16 protein-coding genes are annotated in these 16,680 nt (G+C 52.4%); 3 read left to right on the top strand and 13 right to left on the bottom strand.

Annotation, left to right across the window (positions count from 1 at the left end; translation table 11 throughout):
• Window positions 1-220: 220 nt before the first annotated feature.
• The 9 genes from coaD to LVJ88_RS10955 form a co-directional block, all read right to left on the bottom strand.
• Window positions 221-733, bottom strand: coding sequence for a pantetheine-phosphate adenylyltransferase (gene coaD / locus LVJ88_RS10995; RefSeq protein WP_054599541.1), 513 nt, complete (start codon window positions 731-733; stop codon window positions 221-223).
• Between the two features lie 122 nt (window positions 734-855).
• Window positions 856-1,545: a Bax inhibitor-1 family protein gene (locus LVJ88_RS10990; protein WP_085355641.1), complete on the bottom strand. Its 690-nt coding sequence runs from the start codon at window positions 1,543-1,545 to the stop codon at window positions 856-858.
• Between the two features lie 126 nt (window positions 1,546-1,671).
• Window positions 1,672-2,577, bottom strand: coding sequence for a 1,4-dihydroxy-2-naphthoate octaprenyltransferase (menA, locus tag LVJ88_RS10985; RefSeq protein ID WP_085417887.1), 906 nt, complete (start codon window positions 2,575-2,577; stop codon window positions 1,672-1,674).
• 398 nt (window positions 2,578-2,975) lie between these two features.
• On the bottom strand, window positions 2,976-4,907 hold the full coding sequence (dnaK, locus tag LVJ88_RS10980; protein ID WP_085355639.1) for a molecular chaperone DnaK: 1,932 nt from the start codon (window positions 4,905-4,907) through the stop codon (window positions 2,976-2,978).
• Window positions 4,908-5,164: 257 nt separating this feature from the next.
• Window positions 5,165-5,734, bottom strand: a complete 570-nt coding sequence (gene grpE / locus LVJ88_RS10975; protein ID WP_085417888.1) for a nucleotide exchange factor GrpE — start codon at window positions 5,732-5,734, stop codon at window positions 5,165-5,167.
• 307 nt (window positions 5,735-6,041) lie between these two features.
• Complete coding sequence (locus LVJ88_RS10970) at window positions 6,042-6,830, bottom strand: cytochrome c1 (protein ID WP_198941562.1); 789 nt, start codon at window positions 6,828-6,830, stop codon at window positions 6,042-6,044.
• Between the two features lie 14 nt (window positions 6,831-6,844).
• On the bottom strand, window positions 6,845-8,194 hold the full coding sequence (locus LVJ88_RS10965; RefSeq protein ID WP_085417890.1) for a cytochrome b: 1,350 nt from the start codon (window positions 8,192-8,194) through the stop codon (window positions 6,845-6,847).
• An 11-nt stretch (window positions 8,195-8,205) separates the two neighbouring features.
• The gene (gene petA, locus LVJ88_RS10960) at window positions 8,206-8,790 is read right to left on the bottom strand and encodes a ubiquinol-cytochrome c reductase iron-sulfur subunit (protein ID WP_054599547.1); all 585 of its coding nucleotides are present in this window, start codon (window positions 8,788-8,790) and stop codon (window positions 8,206-8,208) included.
• A gap of 122 nt (window positions 8,791-8,912) precedes the next feature.
• Entirely contained in the window at window positions 8,913-9,665 is a 753-nt protein-coding gene (locus tag LVJ88_RS10955) for a Nif3-like dinuclear metal center hexameric protein (RefSeq protein ID WP_085417891.1), read from the bottom strand.
• 351 nt (window positions 9,666-10,016) lie between these two features.
• On the opposite strand from LVJ88_RS10955, the gene LVJ88_RS10945 reads away from it, so the two are divergent.
• Window positions 10,017-10,286 carry an oxidative damage protection protein gene (locus LVJ88_RS10945; RefSeq protein WP_054599549.1) on the top strand — a complete coding sequence of 90 codons (270 nt, stop codon included), beginning with the start codon at window positions 10,017-10,019 and terminating at the stop codon, window positions 10,284-10,286.
• 384 nt (window positions 10,287-10,670) lie between these two features.
• Window positions 10,671-11,123: a universal stress protein gene (locus LVJ88_RS10940; protein ID WP_085417892.1), complete on the top strand. Its 453-nt coding sequence runs from the start codon at window positions 10,671-10,673 to the stop codon at window positions 11,121-11,123.
• Between the two features lie 152 nt (window positions 11,124-11,275).
• On the opposite strand, the gene ptsP is transcribed toward LVJ88_RS10940, so the two are convergent.
• From ptsP to LVJ88_RS10920, 4 genes are all read right to left on the bottom strand, one after another.
• Window positions 11,276-13,039: a phosphoenolpyruvate--protein phosphotransferase gene (ptsP, locus tag LVJ88_RS10935; RefSeq protein ID WP_085417893.1), complete on the bottom strand. Its 1,764-nt coding sequence runs from the start codon at window positions 13,037-13,039 to the stop codon at window positions 11,276-11,278.
• 1 nt (window position 13,040) lies between these two features.
• A complete protein-coding gene (locus tag LVJ88_RS10930; protein ID WP_054599554.1) occupies window positions 13,041-13,310 on the bottom strand; it encodes an HPr family phosphocarrier protein in 270 nt (89 codons plus the stop codon).
• A complete protein-coding gene (locus tag LVJ88_RS10925) occupies window positions 13,304-13,723 on the bottom strand; it encodes a PTS sugar transporter subunit IIA (protein WP_054599555.1) in 420 nt (139 codons plus the stop codon). Before LVJ88_RS10925 ends, LVJ88_RS10930 begins: the two co-directional genes overlap by 7 nt.
• Window positions 13,724-13,786: 63 nt before the next feature.
• Complete coding sequence (locus LVJ88_RS10920; protein ID WP_054599556.1) at window positions 13,787-14,350, bottom strand: hypoxanthine-guanine phosphoribosyltransferase; 564 nt, start codon at window positions 14,348-14,350, stop codon at window positions 13,787-13,789.
• A gap of 198 nt (window positions 14,351-14,548) precedes the next feature.
• On the opposite strand from LVJ88_RS10920, the gene LVJ88_RS10915 reads away from it, so the two are divergent.
• Entirely contained in the window at window positions 14,549-16,579 is a 2,031-nt protein-coding gene (locus LVJ88_RS10915) for a prolyl oligopeptidase family serine peptidase (RefSeq protein ID WP_416171743.1), read from the top strand.
• Window positions 16,580-16,680: the final 101 nt, after the last annotated feature.

Below are 16,680 nucleotides of genomic sequence, written 5' to 3'. Positions count from 1 at the left end.
ACGGCCGGCGTTGTTTTCAGACGGCCTTTTTTGTTTATATGTTATCCGATGTAACCTTATGGGGTTTTGTACGGTTTGGCAAGTGAGGGTTGTGAAAAGCGGTGGGTTTAGAGAGATTTTTACGGAGCGTGTCGGGAAGTGGGGTTTCAAAATATTCGAGGCCGTCTGAAAATCATTCAGACGGCCTTCAATGTTTCGGTTTGGATGGTAAACGAGCGCATTAATCGCCGTTTTCGTGGTCTTTCAAAATCTTGCGGTACACAGGTTCGGGCAGATAGCGGCGAACCATGTCGCGCCAGCCTTCGGGGCCGACCAAGCCTTTGACCATGGTGGACGACACCTCGGCAAATTCGCGCGGGGGCATCAGAATCACGGTAGTGATGTCGGGTTGCAGGTCGCTGTTGATGTAGCGCATCGAGCGTTCGTATTCGTAGTCGGATGCGGTGCGGATGCCGCGGATCACAAAACGCGCGCCGATGCTGTCGGCGTAATCGACCAAAAAGCGGTTGCCGAACACGGTAACTTTCACATTTGGAAATTCGCTCGTGATTGCTTCCAACATTTCGCGGCGTTCTTCAACGGTGTAGGTGCTGCGTTTTTCGGGGTTGACGCCGATGGCGATGATCAGTTCGTCAAACATGGCTTGGGCGCGGCTGATCATCCATAAATGGCCGTTGGTGGGCGGATCGAAACTGCCGGCATACACCGCGCGGCGGATTGGGCGTGTAGTCATGTCGAAAAGATAGAAAACAGGATGGAATGTACGGCTGGCAGGATAAAGCCTGATAAAACGAATGTCAAAGCCAAAGGCCGTCTGAAATGCTTCAGACGGCCTTTGGCTTTGATTGGTATCAATTAATCTTCACCACCCAACGACAGCAGAATGTTGAGCAGGCTGCTGAAAATGTTGTAGAGGGAAATAAAGATGGTTAAAGCCGCGCTGATGTGGCTGGTTTCGCCGCCGTCGATTACGGTGCGGATTTTCCACATAATCAGCAAAGAGCTGAAAATCACGAAGCCGGCAGAGATGGTTAAGCCTAATGCAGGAATTTGCAGGAACATATTGGCAACAACCGCCACCATCAGCACAACCGCACCCACCACCAAGAAGCGGCCGAGCGAATTCATGTCGGCTTTGGTACGGCGCGCCATCGCGGCCATGGTAAAGAACACGGCGGCGGTCATGGCGGCGGCAAGGCCGACGATTTTCGCACCGTTGCTGAAGCTCAGGCTGTATTGCAGCAGCGGGCTGATCAGCACGCCCATACCGAAAGTGAATACCATCAGCAGGGTAGCACCCACATTGCTGTAACGGTTCTTCTCAATCATGAAGCACATGCCGTAGAAAAAGGCCAGCACCACGCCGAACGCGATCCAGCGGTTGCCGAACATGGCGTATAAGTTGAAGCCCATTTGGCTGCTCAAAAATGCGCCCGCCGCGCAAGGAATGAAAGAAAGACCGAGCAGGCTGTAGGTTTTGCGCAGCACGGTATTTTTCTGCACCGCGCCGGCGGTTTGGGTGTAATCGTAAACGTCGTTTTGCATGGCGTTTGCTCCCTATTTGAGGAATGTGTGTAAAAAATGAATGAAAATCGATTTTAACAGCAAATCAAAGCTTTTTGCTGAAAATTATTACCGGCGGTTCGAATGCCGGTGCAAAAGTTTCAAATGTCAAACATGCGCCCACAAAAACAACACCCACAGCAAAATCGTGATGCTCCATTGCGGCAGCAGCTTGTCGAGCTGCGTGCAAGATTGGGCTTTTTTAAGAAAATACAAGTGGATGAGTGATGCCGCCAGTAAAAAAGCATTCAGACGGCCTGCAGCGGCCAAGTGAACATGCCGCATCAGCCACAGCGTCCACATCATATATGCCGCGGCCAGCAGCAGAGCATGGTAATACTTGGCGCGCCGCAATCCCAAACGGGCGGCTACGGTTATTTTTCCGGCGGCGGTATCGCTGCGGATGTCGCGCATATTATTGAGATTCAACACCATGGCACACCACAAACCGAGCGCGGTAGCAGGCAGCCACGACCAGGCATTCAGACGGCCTGTTTGCAGATATTCGCTACCCAATACGCCCACCCAGCCGAAAAACACCATAACGGAAAGGTCGCCCAAACCGATATAGCCGTAAGGCTTTTTACCTGCGGTATAGGAAAAAGCCGCTGTGATGGCCGCCGCACCCAGCAGCAGCCACAACATCCAATTGTGCAGCCCGCCCATGCCGATGGAGGGTAGGGCGGCTGCCAACAAAGCAAGGCCGCACAGGCAGCAGATCAGTGCCGACACGGTTAACCCCCACTTCATGGCATTACGGCTGATGTTTCCTGAGCTGACCATACGTTTCGGCCCTTTGCGCAGGCATGAGTCGGCACCGTTGCAGGCGTCGCCGTAATCATTGGCGAAATTGCTGAATATTTGCAGGGCGACGGCGGTCATGACGCACAAGACTAAAACCGGCGGATTGCTTTGCTGATTTAGGGCAGCAAGCACACCGCCGCATAATGCAGACGCAGCGGCCAGCGGCAAGGTACGAGGACGGGCGGCGGCGAGCCAGTGTTTGAAAGCCATGTGATGGTGGTAATGTGTTTGGGAATGTTAAAGGTGGGTATTATATGACGAGGCCGTCTGAATGATAACCGGATAGGGATGCAGCTCAGCGAAATGAGGCAATGCGGCAGATGGTTACGCGGCTGAATTTTCAGACGGCATTGATTTGATTAACTTAAAGAATATGGTGTGCAAGCGATTGAAGGGGCTGGAGGGTGATTCTGTAAAATCAATTCCGTGTGTTGTCTGTATGGTTTGAGGCTTGCGGCCAATCTGGGAAATTGATTTTTTAGGTAGTTTTGGGCAGTGATTGAGCAGTATTGGTTTGTTTTTTAGTTTAAACAGGTAACAAAAAAGGACGCTGAAACAGCGTCCTTTTTGGTTCCAATCAGGCCGTCTGAAAACGGCTTGGATCAGGTTTAGTCTTTTTTGTCTTTCACTTCTTCAAACTCGGCATCCACTACATCGTCGTTGCCTTTGGCACCGCTGTCGGCTTGTTGGCCGGCTGCCTCACCGTTGGCTTCGGCTTGCGCTTGGGCATAAACCATTTCACCCAGTTTTTGGCTGGCTGCACCCAATGCTTCGGCTTTAGCGTCGATGTCGGCTTTGTCGTCGCCTTTCACAGCTTCTTCGGCGGCTTTCAAAGCATCTTCGATTTTCGCTTTTTCGTCTGCATCCAGTTTGTCGCCGTATTCGCCCAATGATTTTTTCACTGAGTGGATCAGAGCTTCGGCTTGGTTGCGTGAAGATACGAGTTCGGTCAGTTTTTTATCCTCTTCGGCATTGGCTTCGGCGTCTTTTACCATGCGTTCGATTTCTTCCTCGCTCAAACCTGAAGAACCTTGGATGGTAATTTTCGCTTCTTTGCCGGTGCCTTTGTCTTTGGCAGACACATGCAGGATACCGTTGGCGTCAATATCGAAAGTTACTTCGATTTGCGGCATGCCGCGCGGTGCCGGTGCGATGTCGCCCAAGTTGAAGTTACCCAGCGATTTGTTGGCAGAAGCGCGTTCGCGTTCGCCTTGCAGTACGTGGATAGTTACTGCGCTTTGGTTGTCTTCGGCAGTTGAGAACACTTGCGACGCTTTGGTCGGAATGGTGGTGTTTTTGTTGATGAGTTTGGTCATCACACCGCCCATGGTTTCGATACCGAGCGACAGCGGGGTTACGTCGAGCAGCAATACGTCGCTGCGACCGCCGCCCAATACTTCGCCTTGGATCGCTGCGCCCAAAGCCACGGCTTCGTCGGGGTTTACGTCTTTACGCGGTTCTTTGCCGAAGAAGGCTTTAACGGCTTCTTGCACTTTCGGCATACGGCTTTGACCGCCCACCAAAATCACGTCGTCGATGTCGCCCACGCTCAAGCCGGCATCTTTTACGGCTACGCGGCAAGGCTCGATAGAGCGTTCGATCAAGTCTTCAACCAAGCTCTCGAATTTGGCACGGGTGATTTTCATTGCCAAGTGTTTCGGGCCGGTGGCATCCATGGTGATGTACGGCAGGTTAACTTCGGTTTGTTGGCCGCTGGACAATTCGATTTTGGCTTTTTCGGCCGCTTCTTTCAGGCGTTGCAAGGCCATCACGTCTTGTTTCAGATCAATGCCTTGTTCTTTTTTGAACTCGGCAATGATGTAGTCGATCAGGCGTTGGTCGAAGTCTTCGCCACCCAAGAAGGTGTCACCGTTGGTGGCCAATACTTCGAATTGTTTTTCACCGTCTACATCGGCGATTTCGATGATGGAAATATCGAATGTACCGCCGCCCAAGTCGTAAACGGCAATTTTGCGGTCGCCGGTGGTGTTTTTATCCATACCGAAAGCCAAGGCTGCGGCAGTCGGCTCGTTGATGATGCGTTTAACATCCAAACCTGCGATGCGGCCTGCATCTTTGGTGGCTTGGCGTTGGCTGTCGTTAAAGTAGGCCGGTACGGTGATCACGGCTTCGGTTACCGGCTCGCCCAAGTAGGCTTCGGCGGCTTGTTTCATTTTGCGCAATACTTCGGCGGAAACTTGGGGCGGAGACAATTCTTTGCCTTGTGCTTTCACCCATGCGTCGCCGTTGGCGGCTTTAACGATTTCGAAAGGCATCAGGTCGATGTCTTTTTGTACTTCTTTGTCTTCGAATTTATGGCCGATCAAACGTTTGGCGGCATAAATGGTATTTTTCGGGTTGGTAACGGCTTGGCGTTTGGCGGGTGCGCCGACCAAAATTTCGCCGCCGTCGAGGTAGGCGATGATAGACGGTGTGGTGCGTGCGCCTTCGGCGTTTTCGATTACTTTGGTTTGGCCGTTTTCAGAAATAGCCAAACATGAGTTGGTTGTACCTAAGTCGATACCGATTACTTTTGCCATATGTTTTGCTCCTTAGAAATTTTTTCAATTCAAATAGATCAAATAGAATAATGTTTGAAACTTAAACTTGGTGGGGAATCTTTCCCCTGTCGGATTCGTAAATAAGGCGGATTTTTCACTTTTCAAGTGTTGCCGTTTAATTTTTTTGGCTAAATAATTATTTTTAATTCAAGTGCTTGATTTACTTATCCACAGATAATGTTTTCAGACGGCCTGTATTGATGCAGGCCGTCTGAAAACATGTGCCATGCAAATAATCAGTTCTCGTTGCCTTTATTTTGGGCAACCGTAACCATGGCAGGGCGCAACACGCGGTCGGCAAGTTGGTAGCCTTTTTTCATAACGCTCACAATGGTATTTGGTTCTTGTTCGCTTTCCACCATCTGCATGGCTTGGTGGTGGTGGGGATCGAGTTTTTCACCCGGTTGGGGATTGATTTCGGTAATTTGGGTATGCTCGAATGCTTTATTCAGCTCGTTCAAAGTCATCTGTACGCCCATTTTCAAGGCGTCGAAATTACCGCTTTGGTCGAGTAGGGCCATTTCCAGATAATCTTTAACCGGCAGCATTTCGGAAGCAAATTTCTGACCTGCAAATTTGTGTGCGGCTTGCAGCTCTTCCTGATGGCGGCGGCGCAAATTTTGTTCGTTGGCCAAACCGCGCAGCTGTTCGTTTTTGAGGGTGCTTTCAAGTTCGGCGATTTTGGCTTCCAAATCTTCGTAAGAAGGTTTTTCCTGCACTTCTTCTGTTTGCTCGGTTTCAGTTTCAATGGTTTCAACCGATTCTACTGCTTCTTCTGTTTCTGTAACGGGGTTGTGTTCGCTCATGTGGATTATCCTGTATAGATAAGATGTGAATGGTGCTTTATATAAGGCCGTCTGAAAGCTTATTCAAGCCGTGCCGAACAAAACGGTTGGAAAAATTTTTTGTTGGGAATCTGCTGTGGATAAACCGGAATGTTTCTGTTTTTTTGAGATATGTTGGGCATAGTCTATCAATATATTTTTAATGCAAGGCAGCAAGCCGCAGACGGCTGTTTTGCAAAGGTCTTTTTATGTTGGCAATCTTGATTGCGGGCGAAAAATAAAAAAGGCAAAACCAATGGGTTTTGCCTTTTCATGTGCGGAAAAGAGATTAATGAACGTCTTTCCAGTATTCTTTTTTCAGGAAGTAAGCCAAAGGCAACATCACTGCCAGCAAGAAAATCATCACGATATAACCCGTGCGTTTGCGTTGCAACTGGGCAGGTTCGCCCATGTAAACCAGATAGTTCACCAAATCGCGGGCATATTCGTCATATTCTTTGGTAATGACTTTTCCGTTGGCCAAACGGCGGGTTTGCAGACCGGTAGATTCCCAATAAAGTTTGGGAACCATGTTGCCGTGTTCGTCTTTTACCATGACCGGTTGGCCTTTTGCATCCAACTCGACGGCCTGTACGCCTTGTTGTTGCCACAGCGGATGCGGCATACCTACTTTATCAAACACGGTGTTGTTCCAGCCGGTAGGGCGGGTCGGGTCTTTATAGAAGCCGCGCATGTAGGCATACAGGTAATCGGCACCACGTGAACGGGCAATCAGGGTCAAATCGGGCGGTTCAGCACCAAACCATTTTGCGCCGTCTTTAGGATTCATGGCCGACTGCATCACGTCGCCTACTTTGTCGGTAGTGAACATCAAGTTTTTCTTGATTTCCTCTTCGCTCAAGCCGATATCTTGCAAACGGTTAAAGCGCATGCCGGTAGCAGAGTGGCACGATAAGCAGTAGTTGGTAAAGATTTGGGCACCGCGTTGCAGGCTGACTTGGTCGCGCAAATCAATGTCTACTTTTTCATAGTGGCCGCCACCGCCTGCTGCTGCGGCCATACTGATCGGTGCTGCCAGCAATAAGGCAGCGAACCAGTTTTTCAGTGTTTTGTTCATTTTCACTGCCCTCATTAAATGTTGGTTGCAAACAAGTATGCACCTACCACGGTAATCGCCACGTAAACAAAGAACATCAGTTTTTGTTTGCTGGTACCCATGGTGACACGCTCCGGAACAGGGCGGTCTTTGTCCATTTTGGTGTAGAACGGCATACCCAAGAAGAATGCAAAGTAAATGAAAGACAGAATACGAGCCACGATGGTGCGGGTGTCGGTGGCTACCAATGCACCCAAAATGCCCAAGCCGATGAAGGAAATGATGAACAATACCAACATGGTTTTGAAAATTGGGCCGCGGTAGCGGATGGATTTCACCGGAGAGCGGTCAAGCCACGGCAGCAAGGCAATCAATACAACCGCTGCGCCCATGCCGAGTACGCCCCAAACCTGTGTGCCGAAGAACGAAGGAATCGCGCGCAAAATAGCGTAGAACGGTGTGAAATACCATACCGGCGCGATGTGCGCAGGTGTTTTCAGGGGGTTTGCCGGGTCGAAGTTGGGTGCTTCCAAGAAGTAACCGCCGCCTTCGGGAGCGAAGAACATGATGGCACAGAATACGATCAGGAATACCACTACGCCCAAAATATCTTTAACGGTGTAGTAAGGATGGAACGGAATGCCGTCTAACGGAATACCGTTTTCGTCTTTGAGTTTTTTGATTTCTACGCCGTCGGGGTTGTTGGAGCCTACTTCGTGCAGGGCAATCAGGTGGGCAACCACCAAGCCGACCAATACCAGTGGTACGGCGATAACGTGCAGAGCGAAGAAACGGTTCAAGGTAACGTCGGATACGTTGAAGTCGCCTCGGATCCAAGTGGATAAATCGGGGCCGATAACGGGAATGGCGGCAAACAGGTTAATAATTACCTGTGCGCCCCAGAACGACATTTGACCCCAAGGCAGCAGATAACCCATAAATGCTTCTGCCATCAAAGCCAAGAAAATCAACGAGCCGAATACCCACACCAATTCGCGCGGTTTTTTGAATGAGCCGTAGATCAGGCCGCGGAACATGTGCAGATAGACCACAACGAAGAACATGGATGCGCCGGTGGAGTGCATGTAGCGGATAATCCAGCCGCCCGATACGTCGCGCATGATGTATTCTACGGCGGTAAAGGCGGCGGGCAGGTGGTATGAGTTCAGGTTGCCGTCGGGCTTGTAATTCATAGTCAGGAAAATACCGCTGACGATTTGAATCACCAGTACCAGCATGGCCAGCGAGCCGAAGAAATACCAGAAGTTGAAGTTTTTGGGCGCGTAATACTCGGTTACGTGCTCTTTCATCATTTTAGACAAAGGGAAACGTGCGTCCACCCAGCCTAACAATGATTTATTTTCATTATTGGTTTGGTTTGCCATGATAAGTCCCTTTATTTGTCGTCGCCTACCAAAATGGTGGTGTCGCTCAGGTATTTGTAGGGCGGAATAATCAGGTTGGTAGGTGCGGGTACGCCTTTATATACGCGGCCTGCCAAGTCGAATTTGGAACCGTGGCACGGGCAGAAGAAACCGCCTTTCCAATCTGCGCCCAAGTCGGCCGGAGCAACGTCGGGGCGGAAAGTGGGCGAGCAGCCCAAGTGCGTGCAGATGCCGATGGCAACGAAAATATTGGGCTTGATGGAGCGCATTTCGTTTTTGCAGTATTCGGGCTGCTGTTCTACTTCGGAATTGGGGTCGGCTACTGCGCCGTTGAGTGAGGCCAAATCTTTCTGCTGCTTTTCGGTGCGGTTCAGCACCCAAATGGGTTTGCCTTGCCATTCAGCTGTAACCAACTGACCGGCTTCGATTTTGCTGACATCCACTTCAACCGGCGCACCGGCTGCCTTGGCTTTTTCCGATGGGAAAAAGCTGGCAAGAAACGGTGTGGCTACGCCTAAAGCGGCCACTCCGCCCGCACCGGCGGTCGCCAGCGTCAGAAAGCGGCGGCGGCTTTGATTGATTTCTTGATTTTCCATTATTCAGTCATCCTAATTAGGGGGAATACCGAGCCATTAAACTCTTTAATTCTACCTGATTTTATGGGGATACTTAAAGAGTTATTTAAAATAAGGTAAAAATTTTGGAGTATTTTTTGATTTTATGCGGGGTTTTGTTCGTCAAAAAATACGGTTTCGATACCGAATGTTGCGGCTATGGCTTCTCCCAGAGCCTGTATGCCGTAACGCTCGGTGGCGTGGTGTCCGGCACTGATGAACGCGGTGCCGGTTTCGTTGGCCAGATGAAACTGTGCTTCTGAAATTTCTCCGGTAATGTAGGCGTCGGCACCTTCGTCTATGGCCGTCTGAAAAAAGCCCTGTGCGCCGCCCGTGCACCAAACGATGTTTTCGATGATGCGGGTTTCATCGCCTATGGCAACGGGTTTGCGACCGAGTTTCTGATGCAGCTTTGCGCTGAGTTCGCCGAGTGTTTTGGGTGTGTTCAGACGGCCTGCATTTAACAGGTTTTGTTCGCCGAAGCGGCGTTCGGTCGTCCAGTCCATAAGTTTGGCCAAACGGGCGTTGTTGCCCAGTTCGGGGTGGGCATCGAGCGGCAGATGGTAGCCTGCCATGTTGATTTCGTGTTTGAGCAGGGTGGCGATGCGGTCTTTTTTCCAGCCGGTAATGGTGGCGGGTTCGCTTTTCCAAAACATGCCGTGGTGCACCAGCAGCATGTCTGCCTGCTGTTTGACGGCGTAGTCGCAGGCTGCGCGGCTGGCGGTAACGGCGGTAACGATTTTGCGGATTTCGCTGCGGCCTTCGATTTGCAGGCCGTTGGGGGTGTAGTCTTTGAATAAATCGGTTTGCAGGGTTTCATCGCACCAGTCGAGAATGGTGCGGCGCGAGTGTGTCATGGTTGTTCCTTATACTGTATGAGACCTTTACAGAACTTTCGTCTGCGGCGCATTTCTATGTTGTGCGCCGCCAGCTTGTTTACTTATTTGTATGATGTGCTGCACCCGCTGCGCGGCTGCGCCTTGAACTGCATCCACATTCGAGGGTTTGGCAAAGGTTTCTGTATGTATACTCAACACCGGGTGGCGGCTGTGTTGCGGCCGGATTCGGGATGTTTGAGACTGTCGGCGTATTTTACCGCAATTTTTTCAAACTTCGTTGCAGACGGTTTGGGCGGGGTGCGATATACAAACCTATTTGGCTCGGCTACAATCGGGGCCGTCTGAAACATTGGAATCAAGGAAACCGATATGACTCGTATGGTTCACTGCATCAAGTTGGGCAAGGAAGCCCCCGGTATGAAATTTGCGCCGCTGCCCAATGCTTTGGGTAAGCGTATTTTTGAAAATGTGTCGCAAGAAGCGTGGGACGCTTGGACGCGCCATCAAACGATGTTGATTAATGAAAACCGTTTGAGTTTGGCCGACCCGCGCGCGCGCGAGTATTTGGCGCAGCAGATGGAAAATTATTTTTTCGGCGAGGGTGCCGACCAAGTGCAGGGTTATGTGCCGCAAGAATAATGTTTGCGGCAGAAGTATCCGAAAGGCCGTCTGAACGTATGTTCGGTACGGCTTTTGTTGTATTCAGACGGCCTGAGACGGCCTGAGACTTTTATAAAAACCTATCTGCCTGCGGATTTTTGCGCTGTGTGCTTGGCTATATGATAGTCTGCGCTCGCTCTGCTGTGCCTGGCACTTCCCTATAATTTTGGGCGCAAAGTTTCAGGTTGCCCTGCTTTGAAAAACCGCTTGGCAAGCAGGTTTGAACAAACTTGTGCAGATTTGATACAAAACAATAAATAAAGCAAAAACGGCGCAACTTAAATGCTTGGCGCAGGTCAGTATGTTATAAAGGTTTCATGCCGCAAAACAACAGCGTTTTTCCACAATCCGAGGAGGTTAGCGATGTATCAACGTATTATGGTTCCCGTAGATGACAGTACGGCTTCTTTGTATGCTTTGAAAGAAGCGGGCAAACTGGCCAAGCAGCTTGGTGCAGTCGTGTTGGCTGTGCATGTGGTGGACTTAGGTCAATTCAATTGGGGTGCGCCGGGATATACCGATGCCGCTGCCGTGCGCAAGGCGGTGGAAGAAGCGGGGGTGAAAGTGTTGGAGCGTGCCAAGCAAGAGCTGGACGGGCTGGGCGTGGAGCATGATGGCCTGATTATGGAAAGTGCGGGCGATAAGATTGCCGATCTGCTGATTGAGCAGGCCGGCATAGAGCGTTGCGACTTGATTGCGATGGGTACGCACGGCTTTTCGGGTTTGATGCACTTGCTGATGGGATCGGTTGCCGAAGGTGTGGTGCGTAAGTCGGATATTCCGGTGTTGCTGGTGCGGCGTAAAGACGAAGATTGATGAAGCAGCCGGATTTTGGCTTTTTTAAAAGCGGTTTGCTTGGAATTTGGCATGTGAAAACGGGCGGATGATTGATCCGCCCGTTTTTTTGTATGCCGGCTTGTTGTCGCCTTTTTCAGACGGCCTCAAAAAGGCTGTGAGTTGATTGGTCTCTATTTGGCAAGATTTTCCGCCTCTTCTTCTTTATTCATGTTTTTCAAAAGTTTTTCCACTTTTTCAGGGTCTTCGTTGCGCATCAGGCGGGCGGTTTCGTTTTCCAAATCCATGGTGTTGCTGTGTAAAACGATGTCTTTTACCGACAGCAGGTTGTTGGTGTTCATGGAAAAACGGCGTAAGCCCATGCCGAGCAGCAGGCGGGTAAAGGTGGTGTCGCCGGCCATTTCGCCGCACACCGACACGGTTTTGCCCATGCGGTTGGCGGTGCGGATGACGTGCTGGATGAGTTTGAGCACCGCGGGGTGTGCGGGTTGGTAAAGGTAGCTGACGGCATCGTCGCCGCGGTCAACCGATAAAGTGTATTGGATCAGGTCGTTGGTGCCGATGGAAATAAAATCGACGTGCTTGAGCAGGCTGCCTACGGTGAGTGCCGCAGAGGGGATTTCGATCATGCAGCCGACCGATATTTCGCCGAAAGGTTCGTCGCGCTCGCTAAGCTGCCTTTGGGCGGTTTCGAGGTGAATCAGGCATTGTTTGAGTTCGGTGATAGAGGTGATCATCGGCCACATCATTTTAACGGGGCCGTGCACGGCGGCGCGGAGGATGGCGCGCATTTGGGTGCGGAACATCACCGGTTCGGCCAAGCACAGGCGGATGCCGGTGAGGCCGAGTGCGGGGTTGGTGCTGCCGTTGGGTGTGCCGTTTTGGCCGAACCAGCGCGGGTTTTTGTCTACGCCCAAATCTACGGTGCGGATGGTCAGGCTTTTGCCTTTGAGTTTTTTGACGAAATGGCTGTATACCTCGTATTGCTCGTCTTCAGACGGCATGGTGTCGCGGTTGAGATAGAGAAATTCGCTGCGGAACAGGCCGACGCCGTCGGCACCCATGTTGTGTACCGATTTGATGTCGTCGGCCGATTCGATATTGGCGAGCAGTTCGATATTGACACCGTCTTCGGTGGTGGCGGCGGTTTTTTTGATTTTGTTCAGTTCGCGGGTGCGTGCGCGGTATTCGCGTGCGCGTGCGCGGTATTCGGCCAGCACGGTTTCATCGGGGTTGATGATGAGAATGCCGTTGATGCCGTCTACCACCACCCATTCGTTTTCGCTGATGAGTTTGCGGGCGTTGTGCAGGCCGATAACGGAAGGAATGTTGAGACTGCGGCCGAGAATGGCGGTATGGCTGGTGGAGCCGCCGGCATCGGTAACGAAGGCGGTAACGCGCTGTTCTTTGAAAAATACGGTGTCGGCGGGGGAAATGTCGTTTGCTACCAGCACGGTGTCTTCGAGCAGGTCGGTGTCGAGGGTAAGTTCGTTGCCTTGGCCGGCCAGATTGTTGTGGATGCGTTCCACGACTTGCAGCATGTCTTGTTTGCGGGCGCGCAGGTAGGCATCGTCGATTTCGTCGAATTGGGCGGCCAGTTTGTCGGTTTGCAGTTTCAATGCCCATTCGGCATTGATGTGCTGCTCTTCGATAATATCGACGGGTTCGCGCGAAAGGGTTACATCGGTAAGCAGCATCAGGTGCAGCGAAATAAACGCACCCAATTCGGTGGGGGCGTTTTCGGGAATGGCGCTGCGCAGCTGTTCGAGTTCTTTGCGGGTGGCTTTGACGGCGGCATCGAAGCGTGCGGTTTCCGCTGCCACTTCCGTTTCGTCCAAATCATATTGCGGCACTTCGTTCATGCCGCGTGTAATCAGGTGGGCGCGGCCGATGGCGATGCCTTTGCCTGCGCTTACGCCGTGCAATACGATAGACATATCATTCGCCTTCGCCGAAATAGTCGTTAATCAAATCGACCAATGCCTGCATGGCGGCGGCTTCGTCGGCACCGTCGGTTTCCAGTTCGACAACCGTGCCTTTGGCGGCGGCCAGCATCATTAAGCCCATGATGCTTTTGCCGTTGACGCGTTTGCCGTTGCGGCTGACCCATACTTCGCTTTGGAACTGGCCGGCGGTTTGGGTGAATTTGCTGGAGGCGCGGGCGTGCAGGCCGAGTTTGTTGATGATTTCGACTGACTGTTTCAGCATACGGGTAATCCTTCGGGCGGTTCGGTGATGTCGATAATGCCGCTGATGGCGGCCTCTTTCACGGAGCGGGCAAATGCGGCCAAGTCGGTGGCCGTGGGCGAGTAGTTGGCTGCTTTAATCATCATCGGCGCGTTCAGGCCGGTGAGCATGGCGGTTTTGCCGCTTTCGACCAGTTGGCGGGCGGCGTTGCAGGGGGTGGCGCCGAAAATATCGGTCATGATCAGCACGCCTTCTACGCAGTGCAGGTCTGCCACCATCTGTTGGGCGCGGTTGATGATGCTTTCGTGGTCTTCGTCGGTATGTACGCCGAGAATACGGATGTTTTCGGGCGTTTGGCCGAAAAAGAAGTGGCGGGCAAGGCTTTGGTAGGCTTCACCTATGGCTTCGTGGGTAATAATCAGTAGGCCTATCATGTGTGTTCCTGTTGAAGCGGTGGGCAGGCCGTCTGAAAAGCGGTTCAGACGGCCTGTGCGGTTTTATTCTTGTGTATCGCGCAAGGCGTAAACCGCGCCCAGATTGCGCCATGCGCCTGCGGCATCCATGCCGTAACCGAACACATAGCGGTTGGGTACGTTGATGCCGATATAGTCAGCGGCAATCGGTTTTTCTTTGTCGATCAGTTTGTTGGCGAAAACGGCGGTGGAGCAGGATGCGGCGCCTAAATCCAATACCTGCTGTTTGATGGCGGCCATGGTGTGCCCTTCGTCGAGAATGTCGTCGAGAATCAGCACATGGCGGCCGGCCACGCTTTCTTGGGGCGCGCGCAACCAGTTGAAATTGCCGCCCTTGAGTTTGTCGCCGTAGCGGGAAACGTGCACATAGTCGAAATCCAGCGGAAAGTGCAGCAGCGGCAGAAGCTGGCCGGTAAATACTACGGCACCGCCCATCACGGGCAGAATCAGCGGATATTTGCCGCCCAAGTCTTCGGTGATTTCTCCGGCCAGGCGCAAAAGTTCGCGGCGGCAGGCGTCTTCGCCGAACAGAATTTCGGCGTTATCGAGCATGGATTGTGTGTGCAGGCGTTTGGTTTCAATGTCCATAAGGTCATTCTAAAACAGAGTAGTCAAAACCGTATTATATAGTAAGCCTTGAAAAACCACTCAATATTACCGGATGCGGTTTTTTGTCCGGCAGAGCGGGCAGGAGGTGCAGAGGCCGTCTGAAACGATGGGTGCGGGCATAGTGAAGGCTGAAATATTTGACTATAATGCCGATTTTTTTCAGACGGCCTGCCCACCATGCACGACCCTTATCTTTATCTGGAAGACCTCGATTCCGCCGCTACGCAGCAATTCGCGGCCGATGCCCATGCCGAAACCCAAGCACAATTTACCGATGGAGAAGCCTTCGCGCGCACCGTGGCCGATATGGTGAAGCAGTTGCAAGACCCGCGTCAGATTGCGTTTTGCCAAGAACACCGCGCCCGCATGTATCATTTCCATCAAGACGACGAATACCCCAAAGGCGTTTATCAGGTGTGTACGGCGGCGTCTTACCGCTCCGGCTATCCCGATTGGCACAATCTGTTTTCGGTGGCCGATTTCGACGACATTCTCGGCGACGACGTGTATCTCGGCGGCGTATCGCATTATGTCGAAAAGCCCAATATGGTTTTGCTCAACTTAAGCCGCGCGGGCGGCGATACGGCCTACACGCTCGAATTTGATTTGGACACCGGCAAAATCGTCGAAGGCGGTTTCCACTTTCCCGCCGGCAAAAACCACATCTCGTGGCGCGACGAAAACAGCGTGTGGGTTTGCCCCGCGTGGGACGAACGCCAAACCACCCAAGCGGGCTATCCGCGCGAAGTGTGGTTGGTGGAACGCGGCCAAAGCTTTGAAGAAAGCACACCCGTTTACCGCATGGATTCAGACGGCATGATGGTCAGCGCATGGCGTTACCTCGATGCCCAAGGCGCACCAATCGACCTAATCGAATCTTCAGACGGCTTCTATACCAAAACCTATCTGCAAGTAACCGCCGACGGCGAGACCCTGCCGCTGAACCTGCCTGCCGACTGCGAAGTTTCCGGCTATCTCGCCGGACAGCTTTTGCTGCACTTGCGTAGCGAGTGGAAACGCGCCAACCAAAGTTATCCCGCCGGCAGCTTGGTAGCGGTAAAATTCAACAAAGGCACGCTCGGCGCGGCGCAACTGCTGTTCGCTCCAAACGAAACACAAGCGCTGGAAAGCGTTGAAACCACCAAGCGTTTCGTTGTCGCCAGCCTGCTCGACAACGTATCGGGCCGTCTGAAAGCATGGCGTTTTTCAGACGGCCTCTGGCACGAAGTCACCCTACCCAATCTGCCGCAAGGCGCGTTGGAATTGTCCGACCAGCCGTGGGGCGGCGATGTGATCTACATAGCCGCCAGCGATTTCACCACCCCGCTGACTCTGTTTGCGCTCGACCTTAGTGTGATGGAGCTGGTTGTGGTGCGCCGTCAGCCCGTTCAATTCAACGCCGACGGTATTCAAGTGCGCCAATTTCACGCCCAATCCGCCGACGGCACCCGCATACCTTATTACCACGTCGGCAAAAACAGCACCGCGGATACACCCACGGTTGTTTATGTGTACGGCGGCTTTGCCGTGCCCGAACTGCCGCACTACATGGGCACCATCGGCAAATACTGGCTCGAGCGCGGCAATGCCTTCGTGCTGGCCAACGTACGCGGCGGCGGCGAGTTCGGGCCAAGCTGGCATCAGGCCGCGCAAGGCACACACAAACACAAAAGCGTGGACGACCTGCTTGCCGTAACCGACGACTTAACCCGCCGCGGACTCAGTTCGCCCAAACATATCGGCTTGCAGGGCGGCAGCAACGGCGGCCTGATTGTCGCCTCCGCCTTCGTGCGCCAACCCCAAGCCTTCGGAGCGATGGTATGCGAAATGCCCTTAACCGACATGCTGCGTTACCCCTATCTCTCTGCAGGCTCAAGCTGGGTTGATGAATACGGCCACCCCGAAGACCCGGCTTTTCAGACGGCCTTAACGCAGTTATCGCCCTATCACAATCTTTCAGACGGCCGCCCTTATCCGCCCGCCCTGATAACCACCAGCCTAAGCGACGACCGCGTCCACCCCGCCCATGCCCTCAAGTTTTACACCAAACTCAAGCAAAACGGCACACCCGCATGGCTGTATGCAGGTGATTCCGGCGGGCACACCGGCAATACCACGCAGGAAGCATCCGTAACCGAATTTGCCTGCATTCTCGCCTTCCTAAACCGTTACATCGGAACGGAACGGCACGAAGAGAAAAAGCAATAGGCCGTATGAAAACAACGGTTTCGCAACAAACACGCCCGGTATAAACCGCTATGCCCATATCTTGCAAAACAGCGTGTTTCCAGCGGAAAACTGCAAGGTTC

The sequence above is a fragment of the Neisseria dumasiana genome, assembly GCF_022870885.1.
GTDB lineage: Bacteria > Pseudomonadota > Gammaproteobacteria > Burkholderiales > Neisseriaceae > Neisseria > Neisseria dumasiana.
The sequence above is the reverse complement of the archived record's forward strand: the minus strand, read 5'-3'. Positions and strand labels throughout refer to the sequence as shown.